Here is a 23,138-nt window from a genome sequence, read left to right on the forward strand (position 1 = left end):
TAGTATTACAGCAACGGAATGTTGAAAGAGCGCGACACGTTAACCGGCTCCACATTATTCTGAAAGTTCATGCGCTGCACGCCCTTCACTTCAATGTAGAGACGGTCGCCTTCGCGATAAGCATTCACCACATCGGTTAGGTTTGCCTCGGGGCCCGAAATCGTCCGGGTGGGGATAGCGGGGCGCTTGCCACGCACCAGCGTCACCTCGTAGCTCGATACGCGGAAGCGAGCGTCATCGGGCAGGAAGGTAGCAAAACCAGCATCTGGAACAGCTTTCAGCGACAGCGAACGCACGGCAGTACCGGGAGTACCTTGCTTCTCATTAGCCTCGCGGCCACCCACGAAGCACTTAATTTCAGGCTTGGGAATGGGGCGAACCTGGAAGGTCTGCGAGCCAATAGCGTTACCGCCGCTGCTCACGTTCAAGGTCACTTCGCGGGCATTGGGCACCAGCGTCACGTCGCCCAGTTTGCTACCCGCAATAGTGGCAGCACCCGAAGCCGAGAAACCAGGCTTGTACTGGGCCCCCAGGGCCGGTACCGATACGCTCAGCTTATTACCGCACTTAAAGTAGAGCGCCTGCACCGAAGCCGACTGGATCTGCATCACCGGCTTAGTGATGGTGTAGGGCACTAACACTTTGAAGGTGGTATCGCGGCCGTTCTGATTGAAGCGAACAGTACCCGTCCACGAAGCCTTGGCATTGCCCGAAGCGTCGAAGCTACCTGGGCGGGCCGTGAACTCTACTTTGCCGTGGCCATCGGGGCCCACCGCCAGCGAGGAGCCGTTCAGCGTCATCGAAGGGTGGATGCTCGAAGCAGCCGCAGTCAGGAACAGTTCCGCTTTATACTTGGTACCAGCGGCCACCGTGTTCGATTCAGCTGAGGCGAAAGCGCCGATTTTGTCGAATACAATAGTTTTGGCACCAACTTTCTGCGCCTGGGCCGACAAGGCATCAGCTTCGTATTTCAGCACTTCGGTTTCTTTTTGCGAGAGCACAGCGAGGGCCGCCACCAAAGGCGTGTTCTCGAAGTTCAACTCAGCGAAGTCTTTGTTAGACTGCTCGGGCATGGTTTTCACGAGCGGATCTTCTTTGCCGTCGAGCGCCAGCGGCACAGCCGAGGGCACGTAGCCTTTGATGTACGAAGAGTAATCGTTCAGCTTAGCCTTCATCGGGTACGCCAAACCGTTTTTGGTGCCCCCAATCATGGTGATAGCCACCTTGTCTTCGGCGCTCATATTCTTGTATTCGGTGGCGCCTTTCACGTTCTCCGAAGCCGTTACCAGCTTGTCGCGGAGGTCACGGAGGTATGCCACCATCGTTTTGGTCTTCTCGCGAATCTCTTCGCTTTGGGCCAACACGGCCTTGTCACGGGCTTGGTTTTGGTTCTTAACTACGGCGGCTTCAATGCCTTTTACCGTGCCATCGGCGGCCGCCGATGTTTTATCGTTCACACCAATTAAGCTGTCGTCGATGAATTTGAACTTCAGCAGAATGGCTGAGTTCACTTGCAGCGCGAGCAAAGCGGTTAGCACGAGGTACATCATGCCAATCATCTTCTGCCGCGGTGTTTCTTTTCCACCCGCCATCAGGAATATCCTTTAGAAATGAGTAATAAGGAATAATTAGGATAAGACACTTGCCTTAGGCTTGCGCCGGGGCGCGCATAGCGCTCAGCATATTGCCGTACACCCGGTTGAGCGAGGTCAAGTTGCCAGTCAGGTCAGCCACTTGCTTCTGGAACTGCTCGGTGTCTTTGCCAGCTTGGGTCATGTTGTCCATGGCCTTGCCCAGCGTGCCGTAGAACTGGTTCATAGATTTGAGGTGCGTATTGGCATCCTGCAATTCCATTTCGTACACGGCGTTTAGGGCCCCCAAGTTCTTGGTGACGTTCTGCACCTGCTGGTGGTACTCTTTGGCATCGCCCGTAGCATCAGCCAGCGACGTAATAGCCGCCGCGGTATTAGAGTAAGCCACGTTGATCTTATCAAGCGAATCGGCGGCCGTGCGCACCTTCTTCGTGTACTCGTCGGTCACGTTGGTAGCATCGCCCAACTGGCCCAACTGAGCCGTAGTAGTGCTCAAGCGGTTCAGGCCTTGGCCCAAGTTAGCAAGAGCTTCAGGAGTTACGTTGGCATTTTTCAACATATCGTCCAGCTTGCCAGTTAAGCCGTTCGGCTTGCTATCGCGGAAACGGTTATCGTTCGTGCTAGGGTCGTAACCTTCGCTCAACTCCGGGTACACCAGCGACCAATCGTGGTCGGATTGATGAGGCTGGAAGGCGCTTAGAAAGAAAATTACGGCTTCCGTGCCTAAGCCGACCATTAGCATAATATCAGCACCTTTCCAGTGCAGAATTTTAAATAGCGCACCGATAATAACTACTGCAGCACCGATGCCATACACTTTAGGCATTACATCGTCGTATAGGAAACTTTTTTTAACGGCCATCTTAGTAAATGTTAAAGAAGTGTGAGGAAGTTAATTGTGGGTTGGTTGGTATAAATTAGTTGAGTTTAGAGTTAGAACCCATGCCGATTTGAATCATCGAGCAACGGAAGCCGATGTAGGAGCGGGCCGAGTCTTGGTATTCGAAGTTGCGGGTACCGGTTTCGAGGAAGTAAGCAATGTCTTTCCACGAGCCGCCACGTACCACTTTGCGGGGTTCGTTATCGTCCGGGTTAGTGGGGTTCAAGTCCCACACCACGGGAACTGAAGCTTCCATATAAGCATCATCGCACCACTCTGCTACGTTGCCCGACATGTCATACAGGCCGAAATCATTAGGGAAGAACGAACCCACTTCCGAAGTATAGGCATAGCCATCGCTAACATAGTCGCCCCGGCCCGGCTTGAAGTTGGCCAGCATGCAGCCTTTGGTATTGCGCAGGTAAGGGCCGCCCCAAGGGTAGGTAGCGCCTTCGCGGCCACCACGGGCAGCATATTCCCACTCGGCTTCCGAGGGCAGGCGGAAGTTAGGGTCGGCGGCATCGCCACGCTCTTCGCGAGTAGCGTTGCGAAACTTGGTGCGCCAGTTGCAGAAATATTTTGCTGCGAACCAGTCCACGCCTACCACCGGATAATCGTCGAACGCCGGGTGGGTGTAGTAATATTCCAGCAGGGGGTCGCCCATATGGTAGGTAAAGTCCCGCACCCACACCGTCGTGTCAGGGTACAATTCCGTCATCACGTATTCCTCACCGAGCACATCCAGCGAGTCCTGCTTAATTGCCTCAATGAACTGGCGGTACTTGTTGTTGGTGATTTCTGTCTCGTCCATGTAGAAGCCGGCGATAGTCACCTGCTTGTTCATATTGACCATCGACGCGGAAATATCCTGGTCCGTCTGGCCCATATGAAATGTACCGCCCGGGCAGGGTACCATTCCGAAAGGTACTTCTTGAGGATTGTAATAAGGCCGGTCCTGCGCGCCGACTAATTCGCCTTCGAAGCCCTTGCTAAAGCTGCAACCCCCCAAAAGGGCCCCAGAAAGCGCGAACAGGGATAATGCTAATAACTTATTCATGGGAGTAAAGAGTCGTGTTGAATTGGCAGAGCTATCGGTTTATGTTGTTCGGCTGGCAAATATACAATTTCCAACACAATTGCACAATAATTTTTTATCGCGGGTATGAGCACCGCAAAAGCGTAAAAAATATCCCGTGGCAATTGGTGAGCAAATTAGTGCAGTGAATGCACCTGCAAAGGCAAGGACACAAAGTGCCTTGCCAGGTGAAAAACAGCGTTTTTAACGGTCGCTCAATAGGCTAGAAACTGTAGCGGGGCGTGCGGATGGCCGGCCGGAGAATCAATCCGGGTTTGGGCAAGCGGTACGAGAGCAAAATTTCGTGGGAACTAAGGGCCCGCGCATCTTGATTAAATGCAATAAAATCAAAAGCGTAGCCTATGCGAAAAGCATTGTTTTTAGCAAAGCTTAATCCAATTAATCCCGAAACGGATTCTTGCAGCCGATAGTTTGCACCTATCCAATATTTATCATCAAGAGTGGCCCGCAGGCCTCCTTCAAAAGAATAATTTTTTGCATTGCCAAACTTATTGCCTGAATCGAAGCTGCCGGGTAGCACAGCTTTGGCGAGTATAGTGGGCGTGACGGTAACGGAAGACGATGCTTCAATATTGTACCCTGCCGTTAAATAAGCGTGATTTTCTCCTAAATAGGAAGGAACAGCATTGCCGTACTGGTTAGCAAAGTGGTAAGTAGAGCGCAACAAGTTATTCGCGCTCAGGCCTGCGTAGAATTTGGGCGATTCGTACCAGATGCCGGCCCCCGCGTCGAACTTGCGGTCGGATCCGTTGTAGGGAATGTAAGGGTCGGTGGGATCAATGGCTACGAATGTCCCCGCGCTGATGTAGGTAAACGTGCCTTGGACACCGAAACCCAACTTGCCGGCCCCTAGTTTGATGTGTTGTGAGTACGACAGTGCAGTATTGGTCACTCGCACTTCGCCGGCCTGATCGTAACTCACAGCTAAGCCCACGCCGCCGTTGAGGGCCAAAATGGGCAGCGAGGCCGTAATTAAGCCCGTGCGGGGGGCCCCATTGGCATCGCCGCGGGTATTGGTAAGGTTGTAGTATTGGTAGCGGCCGATTAGATTAACCTCGCCTTGCCCCTTGATGCCAGCGTACGCTGGGTTGAGGTACATGCCGTTGAAGCCGTAGTGAGTGAACTGGGGCTGCTGTTGTGCCAGGGCCGGAGCTGCGCCACTGGCCAGCAAGAGAAGGGCGAGTAAGCTTTTTTTCATGGGGTGGAAACCAAGGAAAGGGGAAACAGGCCATAAAGTATGCACAGCCCCTGGGATGTACGTTCAAATGTAAGGTTAAATCGTGGGCTCGTGACCTGTTACAGGGCCCAACGCAAAACGCCGAAAACAAAGTTTTCGGCGTTCGCAAAATTCTTATCGACGGTTAGGGAAACTGGCTCGATGAAAGCCAATTATATTTTATTCAGCCGGCTGATTGCGGCGAATGTAAGCCTCAATAGCCCCAGCCATGGAAGGCGCGTTGGGCATGGGAGCCTCAATGTCAAGCTCTAAGTTGGCGTCGCGCACGGCCTTAGCCGTGGTGGGGCCAAAAGCCGCAATGCGAGTGCCATCTTGCACAAAACTGGGGAAATTGACGAACAGCGAGCTAATACCCGAGGGGCTAAAAAACGCCAACACGTCGTACTTCACGTCCGACAAATCTGACAAGTCACTCGCTACTGTGCGGTAAATAACGGCTTCCGTAAACTTGAGGTTATTGGCGCGCATAAACACCGGCAAGTCGTCTTTACGAATGTCGGAGCACGGGTAGAGAAAATTCTCGCCCTTGTGCTTTTTGATAACATCAAACAAGTCGGCCGCGGTGCGCGTGCCCACGAATAGCTTGCGCTTGCGCAACACGATATATTTCTGCAAGTAGTTAGCTGTCTGCTCCGAAATGCAGAAATATTTCATTTCGGCAGGCATTTCGAGCTTGGCTTCCTGGCAAATGCGGAAAAAGTGGTCAACGGCGTTGCGGCTGGTGAAAATTACTGCCGTGAAGTCCGCGATGTTAATTTTATCGCGCCGGAAGTCCTTATAAGACACCGGTTGAACTTCAATAAACTCCCGAAAATCAACCCGAATGCCATATTTCTCGGCAAGGGCCGAATACGGGGATACTTCGGTGGTGGGCTTGGGCTGGGTTACCAAAATGCTTTGGATGCGCTTGGTGTGCCGGCCGGTACCCGGCGTGTCTGCACTCTCGGCCATACAAGAAGAGAAGGAGTATTGCTAGAACGATAGAGGAAAGAAAACCTGGGCAAAGGCTGGACGGGGCCGCCCGGCAGCAACTAAGTGGTAAACACCAACAGCCTTAGCAGAATGAGCAGGGGCAGTATTTCGGTAGCACAAAGGTAAGCAAACAAATGAAGATTAAGCAGTGACGCCCGCTGGTGCACGGTGTGCAGCACCCGCAGCACGGTGCCCACCAGCACCAGCGCGATGACCGCCGCCGCCGTGCCGGCCACCGCCGCGGGGTAACTGCCATTTAAACCCAGGTAAAGCAGCAGCACAAAAGGCAAGAAAAGCCCTGCTAGCAGCGTGGTGCGTAAAAACTCGCGGTATTGCACCGCTACCAGTTCGCGCAAATCAAAGGTATAGGCCAAAAGGGACACGTATAGGTATTTGCCGAGCACAAAACCTGCAATGAGGGCCGCATAAAACAGCACCCGCGCCACTATGGCCCGCTCGGGCACGGCCACGAATTGCCGCACCAAGGGCAGGTTTTCGAGGCCCGTGTGCAACGCGGTGAGCAATAGCGCGAACGAAAGCCCGAACAGCAACACCAGCAGCATGTTGAGCAGCGAAAATGCTGGTCGGGCCAGGAAGGTGGCCTGTTCGGAGGTATTGCCAAACAGCTCATCGAACCGAAATACACGGGCCAAGCCGGGCTGGTACGTCGCGCGTACCCCGCCATAGAGCAGCCCCAACACCAGCAAAAAGCTCAGCAGCACGTTTTGGCCCAGCGGGCCGGGGGCCCTAGCTTGGGCGATTTCCGCGGTGGTGTCGAAGGTAGCATCGGGCTTGGTGGCGGTGACTTCCGACGTGAATGAGGCCAGAGCGGGGGTGCCACCGGGCTGCCACACGCCCAGCAGGTGCGTCCCCGGGACCAAGCCCGCCGGCAACCGCTGGGCCAAATCGAAGGCGTAGGGGCCCGCCCGGTCGGCGGTAAAAATAAGTTGGTTATCAACAAATAAGCTCAAGCCCCGCTGGGCTGCGAAGGCCACCGGAAACGGCTGGCCGCGGCGCAGGCGCACGTACTGATAATAGGCGTGGGCCGAAGCGTGGTAGCCGGGCAAATAGAGGATGAGGCGGTTGCGGCCCACGTCGTGGATGAGCCAATCGGCGGTGAGGCCAACGGGCGCGGCCGGGGGCAACGGCCGGTACTCAGCGGCGCGGCTGGTTATGCCCCCCAGCAGTGTAAATAGCAGCCACAAGGCGCTGCCCCGCCCCCACCCCGGGGCCCACCGGCCAGCACCGAAGAGCAACATTACCATGGCTTGGGACCGGATGGAAACTAGGATTGCGCGGCGACGACCTCGCGGCGCAATCGGCTCTGGTACACGCCAATTAATACACTCAGTAGTACCGAGAAGCCCAGCAGAATGCCGATGAGGGCCAGGTTGCCTAGGTTGGCGAACTGAATCACGAACAGGATGACGAGCAGGTTGAGGGCCCCCAGTAGCAGCACCGTATTAATTTGCGAAAGCCCCATACCCAGCAAGCGATGGTGAATGTGGTTACGGTCGGGCGCGAAGGGTGACTTGCCAGCCGCCATGCGCAGCACAAACACCCGCAGCGTATCAAACAAGGGCACGAATAGAATGCCCAACGCCACCGCCGGCGTGGCGCTAAACGGCAGCTGCGTACCGGGCTGCCCGCCAAGCTCAATGAACTGAATGGCCAGTACCGATACAATAAAGCCGCAAACAAGTGAGCCCGTGTCGCCCATAAAAATGGGGGCCCGGTGGAAGTTGTAGCGCAAAAAGCCCACCATACCCCCCATCAGGCACACGGCCACGAAGGCGTAGTTGCTGTACGCCTCGCCCCCATAATGATAGAAATAGAAGCCGAACGTACCCATGATAATTAACACGATGGAGCCGGCTAGGCCGTCGAGGCCATCGATGAGGTTGATGGCGTTGGTGATGCCCACGATGGTGGCCAGCGTGAAGGCGTAGCTGACGCCCACAGGAAGGATATAAATGCCTAGAATGCCCTGGAAGCTGGTGATGCGCACGTCAGCCATGATCATGACGATGCCCGTGGCCAGCAGCTGGCCCACGAATTTCTTGAACACCGACATGCCCACTAAGTCGTCCTTCAGGCCCACGAAAAACAGGATGATGCAACCGGCCAGCAGCTCCTTCACACCGTTTTGCAGGGGCCCAAAAATGGTGAGGGCGGACATGAAGCCTGCGAACACCGCCACGCCGCCCAGCCGGGGCGTCAGTGACGAGTGCACGGTGCGCCCGTTGGGCGTGTCGAGCATGTTTTTGAGGTGGGCAATTTGAATAATGGACGGCACCGCGAACAGCGCCACCAGAAAAGCCCAGCCGGCCGACAGCACTAATTGAATAGCAACAGGATTCATAGCGTAGAAATAGGGGAGAAAAGTTAATAACCGGGGCCCCCAAGGCCGGCTAGCTGTGCAACACGCCCGCCCGGTCGTTGAGCAGTGAGATATGAATAAAGTTTTCGGGCACGATGGAGTCGGGCACGAAGATGTATTTCTTGTCAAAAATTTGCGCGCCGCGGTAGTAGCTCACCCAGTACTGGTTGTTGAGGTGGAACAGGGCGGGGTCGAGGGGCTCGACGGGTACGGCCGTGCGGGGCGGCACCTCCTCAAACAAGTAGCGCAGCGTGGAGGTGCGCACCGTTTCGCCGTCGGGCTGCTGGCCGTAGCCGTGGGCGTTCACGATGACGCTGCGCAGCGGGTAGGCGTTGTGATTGAGCAGGTACACCTGCCACACGGGCTGGCCGGCGGGCGTTAGGGCCCCATCCTCGGCCGGGGCGATGGCCACCGATACGCCTTCCACGGGGTCAAAGGAAATATCTTGCTTCACAGAACCGCAGATTTAACGGATTTTAACGGATGAAAACAGGTTTTTTGGGATTCCGCATAGGGTAGCGCCGGGGCCCCGGCTAAGCCGTTGCGGCGTCGAAAAGCGCGCGCAGGTGGGGCAATAGGCGCTCCTGCACTTCTTCCACGGCCACGGGGCGGCCCAGCTCCTGGGCCAGCGAGGTCACGGCTTTGTCGGTGATGCCACAGGGCACGATGTGACCGAAGTAGGCCAGGTCGGGGTTCACGTTCAGGGCGAAGCCGTGCATGGTCACCCAGCGACTGCACTTCACGCCCATCGCGCAGATTTTGCGGGGGTTGGGGGCCCCTTCCTCCCAGCCCAGCCACACGCCGGTGAGGCCCGCGATGCGGCCGGCGCGCAAGCCGTACCCGGCCAGCGTTTGGATGACGGCCTCTTCCAGCGTGCGCAGGTACCAGTGGATGTCGGGCCGGAAGTTATCGAGGTCAAGAATGGGGTAGCCCACCAGCTGGCCGGGGCCGTGGTAGGTAATGTCGCCGCCCCGGTTGATGCGGTGGTAGGTGGCGCCGTGGGCGGTCAGCGCCGCTTCGCTGAGCAGCAGGTGCTCGGGCTTGCCACTCTTGCCCAGCGTGTAGGTATGCGGGTGCTGGCAGAGCAGCAGGTGGTTGGGGGTGGGCTGCGGCGGTAGGCCAGCAGAGGCGGCCTCGCGGTTTTGGGTTTTGATGGCCACGGTGGCCGCCAGCAGCTCTTCTTGCAGGGCCCAGGTGGGCGCGTAGGGCACCAGGCCCAGCCGCTGCACGGCCAGCGCCTGGTAGGGCGGGGCGGCAACGGGCAAAGCGGGGGCGGCAGTGGTCATCTGGCGGATAAGTCGATAAGATTGGCTACTTGTGGGGCCCAGCTACGCGGCCCTACCTTCGCCCGGCCCGCAAAGCCCGCCCGTGGCAAAGGTACAAACGGGCACAGGGTTCGGCCCGGGGACCCAATCTAGCGCCGTGCCGCTTTCGCTTTTCCTTGCCCTTTTATGCACGCCCCCCATACTTTGGGCCAGGCCGGCGAAGCCGCCGCCGCTGAGTTCTACACCGCTCGCGGCTACGAGGTGCTGGCCCGCGGCTACCGCCACAGCCGCGCCGAAGTAGATCTGGTGCTGCGCCAGGGCACGGCCCTGCTGGTATTTGTGGAAGTAAAAACGCGCTCCAGCGGCCAGTACGGGGCCCCGGAAACCTTCGTATCGGCCCGCAAAAAGGAATTGTTTCGCCTGGCCGCCACGCACTTGCAGGAAGAGATGGACTGGCGCGGCGACATCCGCTTCGACATTCTGGCCCTCACGCTGCGCCGCGGTGGGGGCTTCCTCATCGAGGCTTTTGAAGACGCCTTTTATTAAAAGCTAGGGGCCCCCTAGAGCCTGTTATGCACTATTGGCGTGTCTGGCGAGCATAATACAAGCAAAGACGACGAAGTGCAACTGCTGCAAGGCCTGACTCAGGCGCTCGTGGTCGCGAGCCAGCCGCCGGAAGCGGCTGCACCAGGCAAAGCTGCGTTCGACCACCCAGCGGCGCGGCAAAAGCACAAACCCGCTCTGGCCTTTGGGCTTGATGATTACTTGTAAATCAATGTCATGCGCGGCGGCTTCATACTCCGGGGTTTCGCCGGCATGGCCTTGGTCGCCAAACCCGACCGCGACGGTTTGGCCCGTGATTTCCTGCACCTGCCGACACAACTCGCCCACCTGGGCCCGCGCCTGTTCGTTGGCGGGGGTAAGGACCACGCTCAGCAAGTGGCCCAGCGTGTCCACGGCGATGTGGGCCTTGCTGCCGTTGCGCTTCTTGGCCCCATCGTAGCCCGCCCGGTGTCCGCTTTCCGGCGGGCTTTGCAACGTCCGGCCGTCAAAAATGACGGCTGTTGGCGGGGCGGCCCGGCCCAGCAGCACCCGCTGTAATTCATTCAAATCATGCACAATACGCTCAAACACGCGGGCATCACGCCACCGCTCCCATTGCTGGTAAACGGCCGACCAAGGGGGCCGGTCGCCGGGCAAGTAACGCCAGGGACAGCCCGTGTGGGCCAGGTAGCGTAAGCCGTTGAGCAGCGCCCGTAGGGGGGGCTCCCGCTGGGGGGCGTCTTCGCGCATCAAGCACAAGTACGGGCACACAAACGCCCATTCGTCGTCGGTAATGTCGCGCGGGTAATGCGCCACTTTTGCCATGCCCCAAATCTAACCCAAAGTGCAGAACAGGCTCTAGCGGCCCTGGGCGCGCTTGGGCAGTACGTGGCCGGGGCGGGCCCCAGCGGGGGCCACGGGCTCGGGCTCGCCGCGCTTGTCGATGTTTTTCTCCTTGTCGTACACCGCCAGGCCGTCGCGGGTGAACTGCTTGAGCAGCTCGGGCTCCTCTATTTCGGGGTCGAAGCCGCTTTCGGGGTACTGGTATTCGAAGTGGCGGAAATTGCGTTTTACCGGCCAGTAATTCGTCCACACGCCCACGCGGCGGCCGTTTTCGAACTGGCCCGACCACTCGCGCTGGCCCGTGGCGGTGTAGCGGGCGTAGTCGCCCTCTAGCTTGCCGTTCACGTAGGGCACCACTTCCTTCAGCATGGTATGGCCCGCGTCGAAGTACGTGATATTGGCGTCGCGCGGGAAGCCCATTTCGTAGTGGATTTTGCTCAGCAGCGTGCCATTGCGGTCGTAACGCTCCCAGCGCAAGTGCTTCACGCCCAGGGCGTAGAAGCCGGTTTCCATCACCTTGTTGTTTTGCAGCCGCTTGTAGGGTCCGTGCAGCACCTTGGCGCTGGGGTCGAGCTCGCCGGCCGCGGCCTTGAAGATTTTGTGCTTCTTTGGGTCGTAGTAAAAGCGCGCCGGGGCCTGCAAATTGGGCTGCTGGAAGTACTTGAGGTAGTAGAATACCTCGATGGCTTGGTTGCGGCCCTTGCCGCCCGACTTGGCAAAGCCCCGCTTGATGCGCTCGCCCAGAAAAATTTTCTTTTTCTTGGACGGCTTGCGCTGGGCGTCTTTCTCTTTTTCCTTGGCGGCACGCTCCTCCGCTTTGCTCATAACCACGCGGCGAGCGGTGCTGAGCGAAGGGCGGCCTGCTACCGAATCGGCAGCGCGGGTGAGCGTGTCGGCGGCTACGGCCATCGTTGCCGGGGCTACTTCAGGGCGCGAATTGAAGGAAATGGGGTGGCGGGTGCAGGCCCCGGCCAGCGCCAGCAGCAGCGCTAGCACCGGAGCGCCCCAACGGAAATTTGGCATGAGCGGCACGGATTTTTTTCGCGGCATCAACGCAAAGGTAGCCGGTTTCGTGCCCGGCTGGGGCCCCTACCCTACCGCCTGCCGGGTAGCTAAATCGAGCCGCTGGCCCGCCACCAGCAAGTGCGTGGTGAGGCCGTGGCCGCTGATGGGCTGCCGGGGCCCCGGGCCCACTAGGCTGATATGCTGGGCCGCGGCCGCGTCAAAGGCAAACACCACTTCGTCGCCGAATACCTCGGCGGGCTGGCCGGAGCGCAGCAGCAGGCCGGTTTCTTCGCTCAGACCCAGGCCCAAGTAGGCGGGCTGGGCCAGCACGGCATGCAGCAGGCGCGGGTAGCGGTGGCGCTCGGCAAAATGCTGGTCGAGCACCACGCCCGGCAGCAGGCCCAGGCCGGGTGCCACGCCCACGCCGCCGGGCAGCAAGCTGCGCCAGCCGCGGCCCTCCACCAGCATGAACTCGGCCAGGGCGGCGGCCCCGGCGCTGGTACCGGCCAGCACGAAGCCCTCGTCGGTGCGGCAGCGCTCCTTCAGGATGGCCAGAAACTCGGTGCCCAGCAGGAACTGGGTCAGGCGCTCCTGGTTACCGCCGCTGAGGAAAAGCAGGGTTGCCCGGCGTAGGCGCTCTAAGGTGGCTGGCGCGTCGGCGGGGTGGGTTTCGTCCACCTCCAAGTGGTGCACGTGGGAACAGCCGCGCGCCGCCCACGAGCGGGCGTAGGAACCAGCGGTGCGGGCGGGGTTGGCAATACTTGCGGTGGTAAGCACCTCGATGGGGGCCCCAGGGTGGGGCAACAGGCCGGCCAGCAGCGCCACCAGGGCCTCATCGGCCCCGCCGCCATAAAGGGCCAGGGTGGCGCGGGGAGCAGCGAAAAGGTCGGGCATGGGGCAGCGGGTAAGCGGTAAGGGCGGCAAGATGGGCAGTTTCAGACGGGTGCTTGGGCCCCGCCTACGCTGGGCATACGGCCTGGGGCGGGTTTCGGCGTAATTTCGTGGCGTAATCCCTTCATCAACCTTGCTTGCCTAGCGAAGCACCACCGCCCGTCCTGCCATGATGCCATTGTCGCCATCCGTGGAAACCATCACAGCCCTGATTCAGGAGGGTGAATTTTTTAAGCTCAAGCAGATTCTTCGGGGGTTCCAGCCGGCCGAGTTGGTCACGCTCATCGAGAACGAGGACGAGCGGGAGCAGCTCATCATTTTCCGCCTGCTGCCCTTGAGCCTGGCCACGGAGGTGTTCGAGTACCTCGACCTGGACGTGCAGCGGCACTTCCTCGACAACCTGGCCCAGGACAAGATGGCCGACATTCTCAACGAGATGTCGCCCGACGACCGCACCACCTTGCTCGAGTTCCTGCCGGCCAATTTTGTGGCCGAACTCATCCAGAGCCTGTCGGAGCCCGAGCGCAAGGTGACGCTGGAGCTGCTCGGCTACCCCGAGTACTCGGTGGGCCGGCTGATGACGCCCGACTACATCGCCATCCGCGAGAACTGGACGGTGCAGCAGGTGCTCGACTACGTGCGCCAGCACGGCGGGCAGTCCGAAACGCTGAACATGCTGTACGTGACCGATGCCCACGGCGTGCTCACGGACGACATCCGCATCCGCGAAATTCTGCTGGCTTCGCCCACCGTGCGGGTCCGCGACGTTATGGACCGCCGCTTCGTGCAGCTGCTGGCCGGCCAGGACCAGGAGGATGCCATCGACGTTTTCCGGCGCAACGACCGGGTGGCCCTGCCCGTGGTGAGCGACCAGGGCATTCTGCTCGGCATTGTCACGCTCGACGACATCCTCAGCATCCGGGAGCAGGAAGACACCGAGGACATCCAGAAGTTCGGCGGCTCGGAGGCCCTGGAGGAGCCCTACCTCACCATGCCCCTGCTGCGGCTGGTGCAGAAGCGCGCCGGCTGGCTGGTCATCCTGTTTTTGGGCGAACTACTGACGGCCTCGGCCATGCAGTTTTTCGAAGGCGAGCTGCAAAAGGCCATTGTGCTGGTGCAGTTCATCCCCCTGATTATCAGCTCGGGCGGCAACTCGGGCTCGCAGGCCACGTCGCTCATCATCCGGGCCATGGCCCTGGGCGAGTTCAAGCTCAGCGACTGGTGGCAGGTGCTGCGCCGCGAGTTGGTGGGGGGCCTGCTGCTGGGCCTGATCCTGGGCGTCGTTGGCTTCAGCCGCATTGCCATCTGGCAAAGCATCACCCCCATCTACGGGCCCCATTGGCTGATGGTGGGCCTCACGGTGGGCTTCGCGCTGGTGGGCATTGTGCTGTGGGGCTCGCTGGCGGGCTCCATGCTGCCACTCATCCTCAAAAAATTGGGCCTCGACCCGGCCACGTCCTCCGCCCCCTTCGTGGCCACCCTGGTCGATGTGACGGGCCTCATCATCTATTTCTCGGTGGCGCTGCTGGTGCTGCGCGGCACGCTGCTTTAGCAGTGGATTAATGGTCGAAGGAGTGAGTTGGTGAAGTAGAAATTGCTTCACCAACTCACTCCGAAGCTGTTCAGGAAGTCTCTAGAACGTCATGCTAAGCTTGCCGAAGCATCTCTCCCGCAGCAGTAATCAATAGAGTAGTCAGCGGCAGAGATGCTTCGACTGCGCGGACGCTAGATAAGCATGACGTTCAATTCTGAATTTCCAGACCTCCTAAATAGCTTCTCCTTCACTAATTCACTCAATCCAACTTACGGCGGTTGGCTTTTTTGTCGCTCTGGATCTTTTTGCCTTCCAGGCGTTTGCGTACGGCGCCGCGGCTGGGCTTGGTGGCGCGGCGGGGCTTGGGGCGGTGCAGGCTTTTGAGCAGCAGGGCGTGGAAGCGGGCCAGCACAATTTCCTTGTTGCGGAGCTGGCTGCGGTCGTCTTGGGCGGTGAGCAGCAGCAGGCCATCGGCCGTGAGCTGGGGCCCCAGCTTTTCGAGGATGAGCTGCTTCTGCTCGTCGGTCAGCACCTGCGAGTCCAGCAGGTGCCAGCGCAACTCCACGCGGCTTTCCACCTTGTTCACGTTTTGGCCCCCCGGACCGCTGGCACGGCTGGTCTGGAAAACGATTTCGGGCAGAAACGCAGCGGTGGGCGGCAGCATGGGGTTGAATTAAAAATGAAGAATTAAAAATGAGTTGTTCAACGCTTGCTCGGATGATTGCAGGACACTGCCTACGTGCTCATTTTTAATTTTTAATTCTCCATTTTTAATTCTTTTACTTCGTCAGCAGCATGGCCCCGTAGGAGTAGCCGCCGCCGAACACGGTGATGATGACGTTGTTGCCGGGGCGCAGCGTATCCCAGACTTCGGCCAGGCCAATGGCGGCGCCGGCGCAGCCGGTGTTGCCCAGGCGCTGGATGTTGTTCACGGCCCGCTCAGGGTCGAGGCCCAGCTGCTTGGTCACGTTCACCGAAATGCGCAGGTTGGCCTGGTGCGGGATGAGGTAGGTCAAGTCATTGGCCACGAGGTGGTGGCGGTCAAGCAGCGTCTGCGTCACGCGCGTCATGTAGGTGCAGGCCTGCTGGAACACGTCGCGCCCGTACGGCATCACGATGCCTTTTTCCACCGGCTTCAGCGTCACGGCCTCGTCGGCCTTGCCCACGGGAGCCGCCCCGCCGGTGATGACCTCGGCAATGCGCAGCGGCTGGGGCCCCAGCGGCTCCTTGGTGATGAGCAGGGCCGCTGCGCCGTCGCCCCACAAGTGGCCGGCCATCGTGTCTTCCTCGTTGTTGTAGGCCGTGTTGTGCTCGCTCACCACCACCAGGGCGCGGCGGGCCTTGCCCATGGCAAAGTAGCCTTCCACAATCTCCACGGCGTTCAGCAGCGACGAGCAGGCCGAAGAAATGCTCACCGTCGGGATGTCGTTGATGTTCAGCGCGCGCTGTACGGCGTGGGCGGCGGTGTAGATGGTGTCGTGCGGGGTGTAAGTTCCGGCCACGATGAGGTCAATGCTGGCCGCGTCGAACGCCGGGATTTCGGCCAGCAACGCCTGGGTGGCGGCCACGGCCATGGTGTTGGCGTTTTCGCCGGGACCCGCCTTGCGGCGCTCCCGGATGCCGGTGCGCTCGATAATCCAGTCAGAAGCCAGCCCGTTGAGGCGGGTGAAGTGCTCGTTGGTAACGACGGCCGTCGGCAGGTAAGCGGCCACGTGGTGTAAATACACGGAGGGTGGTAATTAGCGCGAGAAAAGACCGATATGGTCTCCCTATGAATAAAAGCCAAAGCTAAACGGCCGCAAAAGTACGGGCCCCGGGCCGCTCCGGGTAGCAGCCCCTTTGCCCCAAGCGTATCAAAAAGGCTCTGTTGCGCGTTCAAACGCCCGTTGCCGGGCGAAGTTCGCCGGCACCTGGTACAACATTATGGCCTTTTTCCGTCTCCTTTTGAAACCCAACCCCTTACTGCTGACACTGCTGGGGGCGGGCTTGGCCCAGCCCGCTGCCGCCCAAAAGTACCGCACCGCCGCAGGCCTGCGCCTGGGCAGCCCCTACGGCATCACGGTGCAGCAGGCCGTGGCCCCGCGCGTGACGCTGGAAGGCATCGTGGGCTTGGCTTCGCGCGAGGTAACGGGCACGGTGCTGGGCGAGTATCACTTCGGCATTTTGGGGCGCAGCCTGAACTACTACCTGGGCGCCGGCGGCCACTTGGGCAATAATAAGGACACCGGCCGCTTCGGCGGCTTCGACGCCGTTGTGGGCATCGAGTACAAGATTGCCTTCTTGCCCTTGGTACTCAGCTACGATTTTAAGCCGAGCGTGGAAATTAATAGCAGCGATTGGGCACGGTTCCCTACGGCGCTGTCGGTGCGGTACGTGCTCTTCAAGCAGCGCAACAAAACCATCGGCGAGCGCAGCCGCAGCCTGTTCGACAAAGTGCGGGGCCGCTAGGGGCCCCAGCGGCGGCCTAAAACAGGGCGGCGCCGGCCACTCCCACCAGCAGCACCACCAGCAGCAGCACGCAGCTATAGGCCGTGCCCAGCAGCAGCGACTTGGCCACCGTCTTGCCCCAGCTTTGCTGGTAGAAGGTGTGCATCGCCACCACGAAGTAGACGATGGGCGCCAGATTGAGCAGGTTACTCAGCCAGTCCGGGGCGTGCAGCTTGTCGAGTCCGATGAGCAAGGCAATGAAAATAAACAGGAAACACTGCACGTGGATGGTGAACACCAAGTGGCTGATGTAGTAGCGGTGCTGCCGAAAATAGGCCCCCTTGAGCAGCAGCGCAGCCAGCGGCATCAGCAAAAACAGTAGGATGGAGCCACCCCGCAACACCTGGTGCACCACTTCCTCGCGGGTTGAATGCACCCAGCGCGCCGCGCGCCGCACTACCAGCCGGTGGAAGTAGTCGGGCTTGTCGCCGTTTTTGCGCAGCACCGAATCGACTTGTGCGTCGGTGGGGTTGGTGGGCAAGTGGTCGGCAATGGTTTTTAATGAGCCCCCCGAGTTGCCCAAGCTTTCCACGCCGGGGCCGCGCGGCCCCTTTTTGGGGCCCCGGGCCACGCCCGGGGGAATCGGGTTTATAGCGGCGGCAACGGTGCGGTTCAGGGAGTCCAAGCTTTGCCGCCGCCGCACTTTTTGTTTTGGCGTCAGCTTGCTGGAATCAGCGCCTAGCCCTAGTTTCATGCCGTCCAGGGCGTCAATTTTAACCAGCTGCTTCGTCTCGGTACGCTCCGCTGGTTCTTCGTGGCCCAGCACGGTGCCCAGCAGCAGGAAAAAGACAAAGCTGATGAACACGTACAGGCGGATGGGCGGCACGTAGGGCACGCGCTGCCCGGCCAAAAAGCGCCGCGTGAGTTCGCCAGGCCGAAACAGCAGCAGCCCCGCCGTGCGAAACACCTTGCCGTCGAAGTGGAAAATCCCCTCCAGAAACTCCTCCGCCACGTGGCCGAAGCTGATTTCGACGGCGTGGTTCTGCTGCCCGCATCGGGGGCAAAACTCGCGGGGCTCGCCGGGCACGAAGGCGAAGTGGCAGTTGGCGCAGTCGGCCTGTTGGGTAGCGTGGTGGGCCATGAGCGCAAACGGAGGAAAGGCCCTGCCAAGAAATAGGCAGGCAAGCCGTTGGCGCAAATATATCGTTTGGGTCCACCCCGGCGCGAGCGGGGCCCCCGGCGCCCTGCCCCGCCGGGAGCCGCAACCTGCACCGGCACCTTTTCCGTTAAAAGTGCTTCATCACCTTGCCGTGCAGATTACTACTACTTCTGCCCCGCCCGCGCGGCCGCACCGCTGGCTTCGCCGCGGCTTGTGGGGCCTGGGCTTGCTCGCGGGACTGCTGGTACTGGCCGTGTGGCTGGGCCTCGACCCCTGGCTGCGCCGCACCATGGAAAAGCAAGTAACCAAGCAAACGCACGGCCAGTACCGCCTCACCATCAGCAGCCTGCGCACCCGCTTGCTGCCACGGGCCATGCACCTGCGCGGCCTCGACCTGCGCCCCGCCACCCCCGCCCTGGCCGACACCCTGCCCCGCCTGCACCTGCGCCTGGCCCGCCTCGACCTTCGCGGCCTGGGGCTGCTGGCGCTGCTGCGGGGCCAAACCGTGCCGCTCGACAGCCTCGTGCTCGACTCGCTGCACCTGCGCGTGGAGGCCCTGGCCCGGCGGCCGGCGCCCCACCCGGGGCCCCCGCTCTACCAGCAGCGGCCGGCGCGGCTGGGCTACGTGGCGGTGCGGCACGCCAGCGGCAGCTTTGGCCCGGCCGGGGCCCCCGTGGGCGCGCTGGCCGCGGCCAACGTGGTGGCCCGCGACATGCTCTTTACCCCCGCGGGGGCGGCCGATTCGGCGCGGCTGGGCTTTGCGGCGGCGTGGCAGGCCACACTGCGCGGGCCCGCGGGCCAGCTAGGCGGGCACAAGCTGGGGGCCCAGCTGGTTTATTTTTCGAGCCAAGAACAACTGTTTCGCCTCGATTCGCTGCGCATTGCGCCGCCGCAGCCGGGGCAGGGCAAGCCGGGGGCCGTGCGCGTGTCGATGACGCTGCCGCGCCTGGTGGTGCGCGGCCTGCGGGCGGCCACCTGGCAGCACCAGCACCACCTCGTGGCCGATTTGGCGCGGCTGACGGGGCCCCGGCTCACGTTCCGGCCGCCGGCCGAGGCGCCGCCGCCGCTGTGGCAGCTGCTGGCGCCCCTCACCAAGCGCACCGACTTGGGCCGCTTGACCATCGACGATGGCTACATGGCCGTGGCGGGCCTAAGCCACCAGCCGGCGGTGCGGCACGTGTACGCCGAGGCCCGGGCCCTGCGCGTTGATTCGGCCGCGGGGCAGACCGGGGCGAAGCGCATTGTGTACGCCCGCGCCTGGAAGGGGCACACAGGGCGCCTCTCAGCCGTGTTCGACGCGCCGGTGTACCCGGCCAGCGCCGAGCGGCTGGAAGTTGACACCGACGCCCACCTACTGAAAATGAGTAAGTTGTCGGTGCGCCCCACGCTTACGGCGGCTCAGCTCAATCTGCGCAGCGGCTACCAGGTATCGCAGCTCGCGGCCCGCATTGGCACGCTGCGGGCCCAGGGGTTCGACTTCTACACCCTCTCCGACCGCAGCCAAGTGCGAATGGAGCGGCTGGTGCTGGAGCAGCCCTGGCTGCAGTTGGGCAGCGACGGCCGGGGCCCCCTGAACCCGCACCCGTCCATCATAACGCCCGAAGCCGTGCGCAAATTCAAGCTGTTGGTGGACGTGAGGCGGCTGGACCTGCGCAACGGCACCATCGCCACGCGGTACCGCAGCACGAGCACGCCGCTGGTGGGCACGCTCAGCATCACGCGCTTCGACGCCACTTTGCGCAACGTCAGCAACGACCCGCGGCGGCAGTCGCGCCAGCACCCGCTCACGGGTACGGCTACCGCCTACTTGCAGGATAGTTGCCGGATGCAGTTGCACTTAGCGGCGCCGCTGCTCGACCCCCAGGGCCGCCACCGCCTGTGGGGCAGCTTCGGGCCAGCACCGCTTGGCATCCTCAACCCCATGACGCGGCCCACGCGCCTGCTTGCCTTCAAAAGCGGCGACGTGCAACGCATTCAATTCGCAATGAACGTCAACCGCCAGCAAGCCACCGGCCAGGTTTGGGCCGAATACACTGGACTGAAATTCGACCTTTTGGGCTACAAAAAAGGCGAGGTAAAAAAGACGCTGTGGAGCCGTACCAAGAGCGGGCTGGTGAACGGCCTGGTGATTCGCGACAACAACCCGCGCCCCAGTGGCCGCATGGTGGTGGGCGACATGGAAGTGCGCCGCGACTTGCGGGCCTCGGTGTTTACCGTGTGGCGGCAGGGCCTCATCCGGGGCGTGCTGCACAGCGCCGGCGTGCCCAGCGCACTTGCCCAAAAGCTTAGCCAGCAGGCCGACCAGGGCCCCCTGCCCGGCCGCAAGTAGGGCCCCCGGGGGCGCTAGCTGCGCCCCCAGCCAGCGGCTTCTAAAACTCGACGTGCACGCGCAGCGCCACCACGTGGATGGGGCCCTTGCGGTCGTGGTTGTAGCCAGGGTTAACGGCCAACTGGTAGTCGGGCGTGAGGGCGGCGTGGTACTTCGGAAAGTCGATGCTGTAGTACACCTCCGTCACGAACTCCGGCGCGTAGTTCAGGGCCCCGTCGCCGAGCATGAAGCCGTAGCCACCGGCGGCCAGGTAGTTGCGGTGGCCGGGCGAGAGGCCGTTGACCACGGCGGCCAGGCCCAGGCGGTCGGTGGCGCGGTGCCAGCGGGCACCCGTACTCACGAGGCCCAGGCTCAGGCTCTGGTCTACCTCCGTAAAGGCCCAGGTTTCGTTTTTACCGTCGTTGTAGCTCAAGCGGCCGAAGGCGCCCAGCTCGTGGCCCAGCTCCTGCTCCACGTTCAGGGCGAAGCCCGTTTTGCTGTGGCTGGGGCCCCGCACGCCGATGATGCTGGGGCGGCCGTTGACGCGAGGGTCCGTCAGGGCCTGCTGGTAATTGCCCATCGCCGCCACGTTGCGGAAGCCCAGCACGCGCACCGTGCCCTGGTGGCCGCGCAGGTGGTAGGTCTTCGATACTTCCACGTTTTCGCCGTGGGCCTTGGCGTAGTTGTAGTCGAGGGTGGGGCCGTTGGCGTAGGTAGGCAGTAGCGCCGAGGCAGCCCGAATGGCAAAGCCGGGCACGATGTACTCGATAACGCCGCCCACGGTGTAGCCACGGGTGTTGGCGGGGTAGTCCCAGGCCCCGGCGCTCATCAGCGTCCAGTTCATGAACTGGGTGCGCGGGTCGTGCGAGTAGCTGTTCTGGTCGAAGTAGTCGGCCAGGCAGAGTTTGCCGGCCGTGACGCTGAGGTAGCGCACCGGGCGCGGCCCCCCCACCTGGTTGAGGTCGTCGTCGTCGTCGACAACTTCCGGGCCCAGCGCGAAACGCTGCTGCAAGTAGAGGCGCGCCAGGTAGAGCACCGGCTCGGGCGAACCCACCCGGAAGGTTTCGCCGTTGAGGGCGCCGCCCAGGCCCGAGGCGCTGCTCAGGCCGCTGCCGCCCGACACTTCGGGGTTAAAAATAACGGTGGCATTTTTCCAGAGCTGCCGCCCCAGGTAGAGGGTAGTGGTGAGCGACATCTTGGCGTTTTCGCGCGGCAGCAGGCTCAAGCTATCGGTGTAGGGGGCCGTAAAATTGGCGTGCCACTGCCGGATAATCGTCTGCTGGAAGTGCAGGCTCCAGCCGTAGTAGTCGTTGGGCTGGCCGTTGTCCACGTGCACCGGCTCTTGAGCCGAGGCCCCCACCGGCGGTTTGCGCGGGGTGGCCGACGAGGGCGGCGTCACGGCGCCCTGCCCAAAGGCCGTACCCGCCAGGGCCAGCAAGCTAGCTACCGCCAGCGCCCGCAAAAAGTAAAAATTCATCAATCAGAAATAATAAGGAATGCAGGCAATACGCCCGACAAAGGTAGGCCGGGGCCGGAAAAGCACTAGCTATTCACCTTATCCGCATTTAACTAGCCGGGCTTATTGCTCAGAGCATGGTGCCGTGCAGAAACAGGTAGGCTACGCTGAAATAAATCACCAGGCCCGTCACGTCTACCAGCGTGGCCACGAAGGGCGCGGAAGACGTGGCCGGATCGAAGCCGACCTTTTTAAGCAGCAGCGGCAGCATGGAACCGGCCAGCGAGCCCCACAGCACGATGCCCACCAGCGCAAAGCCCACCGCCAGGGCCAGCGGCACCCAGTGGGGCCCGTAGTCGCGCAGGTGCAGGCCCTGCCACAGCGCAATGCGGATGGTGCCCACAATGCCCAGAATCGCGCCCAGGGCCAGGCCCGCCAGCAGTTCGCGGCGCATCACCTGCCACCAGCGGCCCACGGTCACTTCGCCCAGGCTCATGGCCCGGATGATGAGCGAGGTGGCCTGCGAGCCGGCGTTGCCGCCGCTGCTGATGACCAGCGGCACGAACAGGGCCAGCACCACGGCCTTCTCGATTTCGCCCTCGAAAAAGCCCATGGCCGTGGCCGTGAACATCTCGCCCAGAAACAGCACCACCAGCCAGCCGGCGCGCTTTTTCACCATTTTCAGCAGCGGAATTTCCAGGTATGGCTCGTCCAGGGCTTCGGAGCCGCCGAGCTTCTGCATTTCGCGGGTGTTTTCGCGCTCGCCCAAGGCCAGGATGTCGTCGAGCGTGACGATGCCCAGCAGCACACCCGCCGTGTTGGTCACGGGCAGGGCCACGCGCTGGTGGCGGCGGAAGTCGGCCAGGGCCGATTCCTGGCTTTGCAGGGCCCCGAGGCACACGAATATGTTGTTGCGCACCGCGGCCACCCGGGCCGTGAGCGGGGCCACCAGAAACTCCCGGATGTGCACATCGTCCAGCAGCACGCCCTGCGCGTCCACCACGTAGAGCATGGTCACGGTTTCGGCGCTGGCCCCGTGCCGGCGGATGTAGTCGAGCACCTGCTCTACGGTCCAGTCTTCGCCGATGGCGATGTAGTCGGGCGTCATCAGCCGGCCCACGCTGTCGTGCGGGAAGCCCATGAGCTCCAGCGTCACGCGGCGCTCGTCGGGCGAGAGGCGCTCGACCTGGGTTTTGACGAAGGCCGCCGGCAGGCGCTGGAACAGGCCCGTGCGGTCGTCGGGGGCCATGTCGTTGAGCACGTCCGTGACTTGCTCGGGCGTGAGGTGGCCCAGCAGCTGGTTTTGGGCGGCCGGGGCCAGGTAGCCGAACACAGCCGCCGCCTGGGCCAGCGGCAGCAGCCGGAACAGTACCAGGAACTGCGCTTCCGGCAGCTCGGCAATGAAACGGGCCAGCTCGGGCGCGGGCCAGTTTTGCAGCGTCCCCTTCAGGGCCCGGAAATCGTGCTGGGCCAGCAGCTCGTGGACGTTATCGGCGGGCGTGGCAAACGTATAAAATGCCATAAAAGCGCAGGGAAATCATTTTCACGCA

General features: G+C 61.5%; 21 protein-coding genes. 4 read left to right on the top strand and 17 right to left on the bottom strand.

The features are described 5' to 3' along the window. Positions 1-5: 5 nt before the first annotated feature. From gldM to lipB, 9 genes are all read right to left on the bottom strand, one after another. Positions 6-1,592, bottom strand: a complete 1,587-nt coding sequence (gldM, locus tag AXW84_RS19440) for a type IX secretion system motor protein PorM/GldM (protein ID WP_068237162.1) — start codon at positions 1,590-1,592, stop codon at positions 6-8. 55 nt (positions 1,593-1,647) lie between these two features. Then, positions 1,648-2,454, bottom strand: coding sequence for a type IX secretion system motor protein PorL/GldL (gldL, locus tag AXW84_RS19445; RefSeq protein ID WP_068237166.1), 807 nt, complete (start codon positions 2,452-2,454; stop codon positions 1,648-1,650). A 55-nt stretch (positions 2,455-2,509) separates the two neighbouring features. Next, a complete protein-coding gene (locus AXW84_RS19450; RefSeq protein ID WP_068237169.1) occupies positions 2,510-3,529 on the bottom strand; it encodes a type IX secretion system lipoprotein PorK/GldK in 1,020 nt (339 codons plus the stop codon). Between the two features lie 241 nt (positions 3,530-3,770). Beyond that, the gene (locus AXW84_RS19455) at positions 3,771-4,766 is read right to left on the bottom strand and encodes a PorP/SprF family type IX secretion system membrane protein (RefSeq protein WP_068237172.1); all 996 of its coding nucleotides are present in this window, start codon (positions 4,764-4,766) and stop codon (positions 3,771-3,773) included. A gap of 198 nt (positions 4,767-4,964) precedes the next feature. Further along, positions 4,965-5,756 carry a uroporphyrinogen-III synthase gene (locus AXW84_RS19460; RefSeq protein ID WP_068237174.1) on the bottom strand — a complete coding sequence of 264 codons (792 nt, stop codon included), beginning with the start codon at positions 5,754-5,756 and terminating at the stop codon, positions 4,965-4,967. 80 nt (positions 5,757-5,836) lie between these two features. Further along, positions 5,837-7,042, bottom strand: a complete 1,206-nt coding sequence (locus AXW84_RS19465) for a DUF4271 domain-containing protein (protein WP_082773999.1) — start codon at positions 7,040-7,042, stop codon at positions 5,837-5,839. Between the two features lie 20 nt (positions 7,043-7,062). After that, entirely contained in the window at positions 7,063-8,139 is a 1,077-nt protein-coding gene (locus tag AXW84_RS19470) for an MraY family glycosyltransferase (RefSeq protein WP_071892333.1), read from the bottom strand. 49 nt (positions 8,140-8,188) lie between these two features. Beyond that, the gene (locus AXW84_RS19475; protein WP_068237183.1) at positions 8,189-8,611 is read right to left on the bottom strand and encodes a hypothetical protein; all 423 of its coding nucleotides are present in this window, start codon (positions 8,609-8,611) and stop codon (positions 8,189-8,191) included. A 79-nt stretch (positions 8,612-8,690) separates the two neighbouring features. Further along, positions 8,691-9,443: a lipoyl(octanoyl) transferase LipB gene (lipB, locus tag AXW84_RS19480; RefSeq protein ID WP_068237188.1), complete on the bottom strand. Its 753-nt coding sequence runs from the start codon at positions 9,441-9,443 to the stop codon at positions 8,691-8,693. A gap of 165 nt (positions 9,444-9,608) precedes the next feature. Here lipB and AXW84_RS19485 point away from each other — a divergent pair, with 165 nt between their 5' ends. Beyond that, on the top strand, positions 9,609-9,968 hold the full coding sequence (locus AXW84_RS19485) for a YraN family protein (RefSeq protein ID WP_068237190.1): 360 nt from the start codon (positions 9,609-9,611) through the stop codon (positions 9,966-9,968). Positions 9,969-9,992: 24 nt separating this feature from the next. Here the strand turns inward: AXW84_RS19485 and AXW84_RS19490 are convergent, their stop codons facing one another. The 3 genes from AXW84_RS19490 to AXW84_RS19500 all read right to left on the bottom strand — a co-directional run bounded on the left by AXW84_RS19490 (position 9,993) and on the right by AXW84_RS19500 (position 12,707). Continuing rightward, positions 9,993-10,790, bottom strand: coding sequence for an IS5 family transposase (locus tag AXW84_RS19490; RefSeq protein WP_068237194.1), 798 nt, complete (start codon positions 10,788-10,790; stop codon positions 9,993-9,995). Between the two features lie 33 nt (positions 10,791-10,823). After that, on the bottom strand, positions 10,824-11,831 hold the full coding sequence (locus AXW84_RS19495) for a toxin-antitoxin system YwqK family antitoxin (protein WP_157887132.1): 1,008 nt from the start codon (positions 11,829-11,831) through the stop codon (positions 10,824-10,826). 66 nt (positions 11,832-11,897) lie between these two features. Further along, a complete protein-coding gene (locus tag AXW84_RS19500) occupies positions 11,898-12,707 on the bottom strand; it encodes a cyanophycinase (protein WP_068237202.1) in 810 nt (269 codons plus the stop codon). 166 nt (positions 12,708-12,873) lie between these two features. Here AXW84_RS19500 and mgtE (AXW84_RS19505) point away from each other — a divergent pair, with 166 nt between their 5' ends. Next, positions 12,874-14,256, top strand: coding sequence for a magnesium transporter (mgtE, locus tag AXW84_RS19505; RefSeq protein ID WP_236943175.1), 1,383 nt, complete (start codon positions 12,874-12,876; stop codon positions 14,254-14,256). 241 nt (positions 14,257-14,497) lie between these two features. On the opposite strand, the gene arfB is transcribed toward mgtE (AXW84_RS19505), so the two are convergent. After that, complete coding sequence (arfB, locus tag AXW84_RS19510) at positions 14,498-14,902, bottom strand: alternative ribosome rescue aminoacyl-tRNA hydrolase ArfB (protein ID WP_068237205.1); 405 nt, start codon at positions 14,900-14,902, stop codon at positions 14,498-14,500. A gap of 115 nt (positions 14,903-15,017) precedes the next feature. After that, positions 15,018-15,965 (bottom strand): 3-oxoacyl-ACP synthase III family protein, encoded by a 948-nt coding sequence (locus tag AXW84_RS19515; protein ID WP_068237208.1) that lies wholly within the window; start codon positions 15,963-15,965, stop codon positions 15,018-15,020. 217 nt (positions 15,966-16,182) lie between these two features. On the opposite strand from AXW84_RS19515, the gene AXW84_RS19520 reads away from it, so the two are divergent. Further along, a complete protein-coding gene (locus AXW84_RS19520; protein WP_157887133.1) occupies positions 16,183-16,686 on the top strand; it encodes a hypothetical protein in 504 nt (167 codons plus the stop codon). Positions 16,687-16,702: 16 nt separating this feature from the next. On the opposite strand, the gene AXW84_RS19525 is transcribed toward AXW84_RS19520, so the two are convergent. Then, a complete protein-coding gene (locus AXW84_RS19525) occupies positions 16,703-17,806 on the bottom strand; it encodes a DUF3667 domain-containing protein (protein WP_068237213.1) in 1,104 nt (367 codons plus the stop codon). 151 nt (positions 17,807-17,957) lie between these two features. Between AXW84_RS19525 and AXW84_RS19530 the strand changes: the two genes are divergently transcribed. Then, positions 17,958-20,153, top strand: coding sequence for a hypothetical protein (locus AXW84_RS19530; protein WP_157887134.1), 2,196 nt, complete (start codon positions 17,958-17,960; stop codon positions 20,151-20,153). Between the two features lie 40 nt (positions 20,154-20,193). Here the strand turns inward: AXW84_RS19530 and AXW84_RS19535 are convergent, their stop codons facing one another. After that, entirely contained in the window at positions 20,194-21,609 is a 1,416-nt protein-coding gene (locus AXW84_RS19535; protein WP_068237217.1) for a carbohydrate porin, read from the bottom strand. 109 nt (positions 21,610-21,718) lie between these two features. Beyond that, a complete protein-coding gene (gene mgtE / locus AXW84_RS19540) occupies positions 21,719-23,110 on the bottom strand; it encodes a magnesium transporter (protein WP_068237220.1) in 1,392 nt (463 codons plus the stop codon). Positions 23,111-23,138 lie beyond the last annotated feature (28 nt).

Origin of the sequence: Hymenobacter sp. PAMC 26628 (genome assembly GCF_001562275.1) — a bacterium.
Classification (GTDB): Bacteria; Bacteroidota; Bacteroidia; order Cytophagales; family Hymenobacteraceae; genus Hymenobacter.

What these genes read in the sequence shown, in the direction of transcription:
- AXW84_RS19460 (WP_068237174.1), bottom strand. Translation starts at nt 5,756, where the DNA reads ATGGCCGAGAGTGCAGACACGCCGGGTACCGGCCGGCACACCAAGCGC.
- AXW84_RS19455 (WP_068237172.1), bottom strand. Translation starts at nt 4,766, where the DNA reads ATGAAAAAAAGCTTACTCGCCCTTCTCTTGCTGGCCAGTGGCGCAGCT.
- mgtE (WP_236943175.1), top strand. Translation starts at nt 12,874, where the DNA reads ATGATGCCATTGTCGCCATCCGTGGAAACCATCACAGCCCTGATTCAG.
- lipB (WP_068237188.1), bottom strand. Translation starts at nt 9,443, where the DNA reads ATGACCACTGCCGCCCCCGCTTTGCCCGTTGCCGCCCCGCCCTACCAG.
- gldM (WP_068237162.1), bottom strand. Translation starts at nt 1,592, where the DNA reads ATGGCGGGTGGAAAAGAAACACCGCGGCAGAAGATGATTGGCATGATG.
- AXW84_RS19535 (WP_068237217.1), bottom strand. Translation starts at nt 21,609, where the DNA reads ATGAATTTTTACTTTTTGCGGGCGCTGGCGGTAGCTAGCTTGCTGGCC.
- mgtE (WP_068237220.1), bottom strand. Translation starts at nt 23,110, where the DNA reads ATGGCATTTTATACGTTTGCCACGCCCGCCGATAACGTCCACGAGCTG.
- AXW84_RS19470 (WP_071892333.1), bottom strand. Translation starts at nt 8,139, where the DNA reads ATGAATCCTGTTGCTATTCAATTAGTGCTGTCGGCCGGCTGGGCTTTT.
- AXW84_RS19495 (WP_157887132.1), bottom strand. Translation starts at nt 11,831, where the DNA reads ATGCCAAATTTCCGTTGGGGCGCTCCGGTGCTAGCGCTGCTGCTGGCG.
- gldL (WP_068237166.1), bottom strand. Translation starts at nt 2,454, where the DNA reads ATGGCCGTTAAAAAAAGTTTCCTATACGACGATGTAATGCCTAAAGTG.
- AXW84_RS19465 (WP_082773999.1), bottom strand. Translation starts at nt 7,042, where the DNA reads ATGGTAATGTTGCTCTTCGGTGCTGGCCGGTGGGCCCCGGGGTGGGGG.
- AXW84_RS19485 (WP_068237190.1), top strand. Translation starts at nt 9,609, where the DNA reads ATGCACGCCCCCCATACTTTGGGCCAGGCCGGCGAAGCCGCCGCCGCT.
- arfB (WP_068237205.1), bottom strand. Translation starts at nt 14,902, where the DNA reads ATGCTGCCGCCCACCGCTGCGTTTCTGCCCGAAATCGTTTTCCAGACC.
- AXW84_RS19525 (WP_068237213.1), bottom strand. Translation starts at nt 17,806, where the DNA reads ATGGCCCACCACGCTACCCAACAGGCCGACTGCGCCAACTGCCACTTC.
- AXW84_RS19500 (WP_068237202.1), bottom strand. Translation starts at nt 12,707, where the DNA reads ATGCCCGACCTTTTCGCTGCTCCCCGCGCCACCCTGGCCCTTTATGGC.
- AXW84_RS19450 (WP_068237169.1), bottom strand. Translation starts at nt 3,529, where the DNA reads ATGAATAAGTTATTAGCATTATCCCTGTTCGCGCTTTCTGGGGCCCTT.
- AXW84_RS19490 (WP_068237194.1), bottom strand. Translation starts at nt 10,790, where the DNA reads ATGGCAAAAGTGGCGCATTACCCGCGCGACATTACCGACGACGAATGG.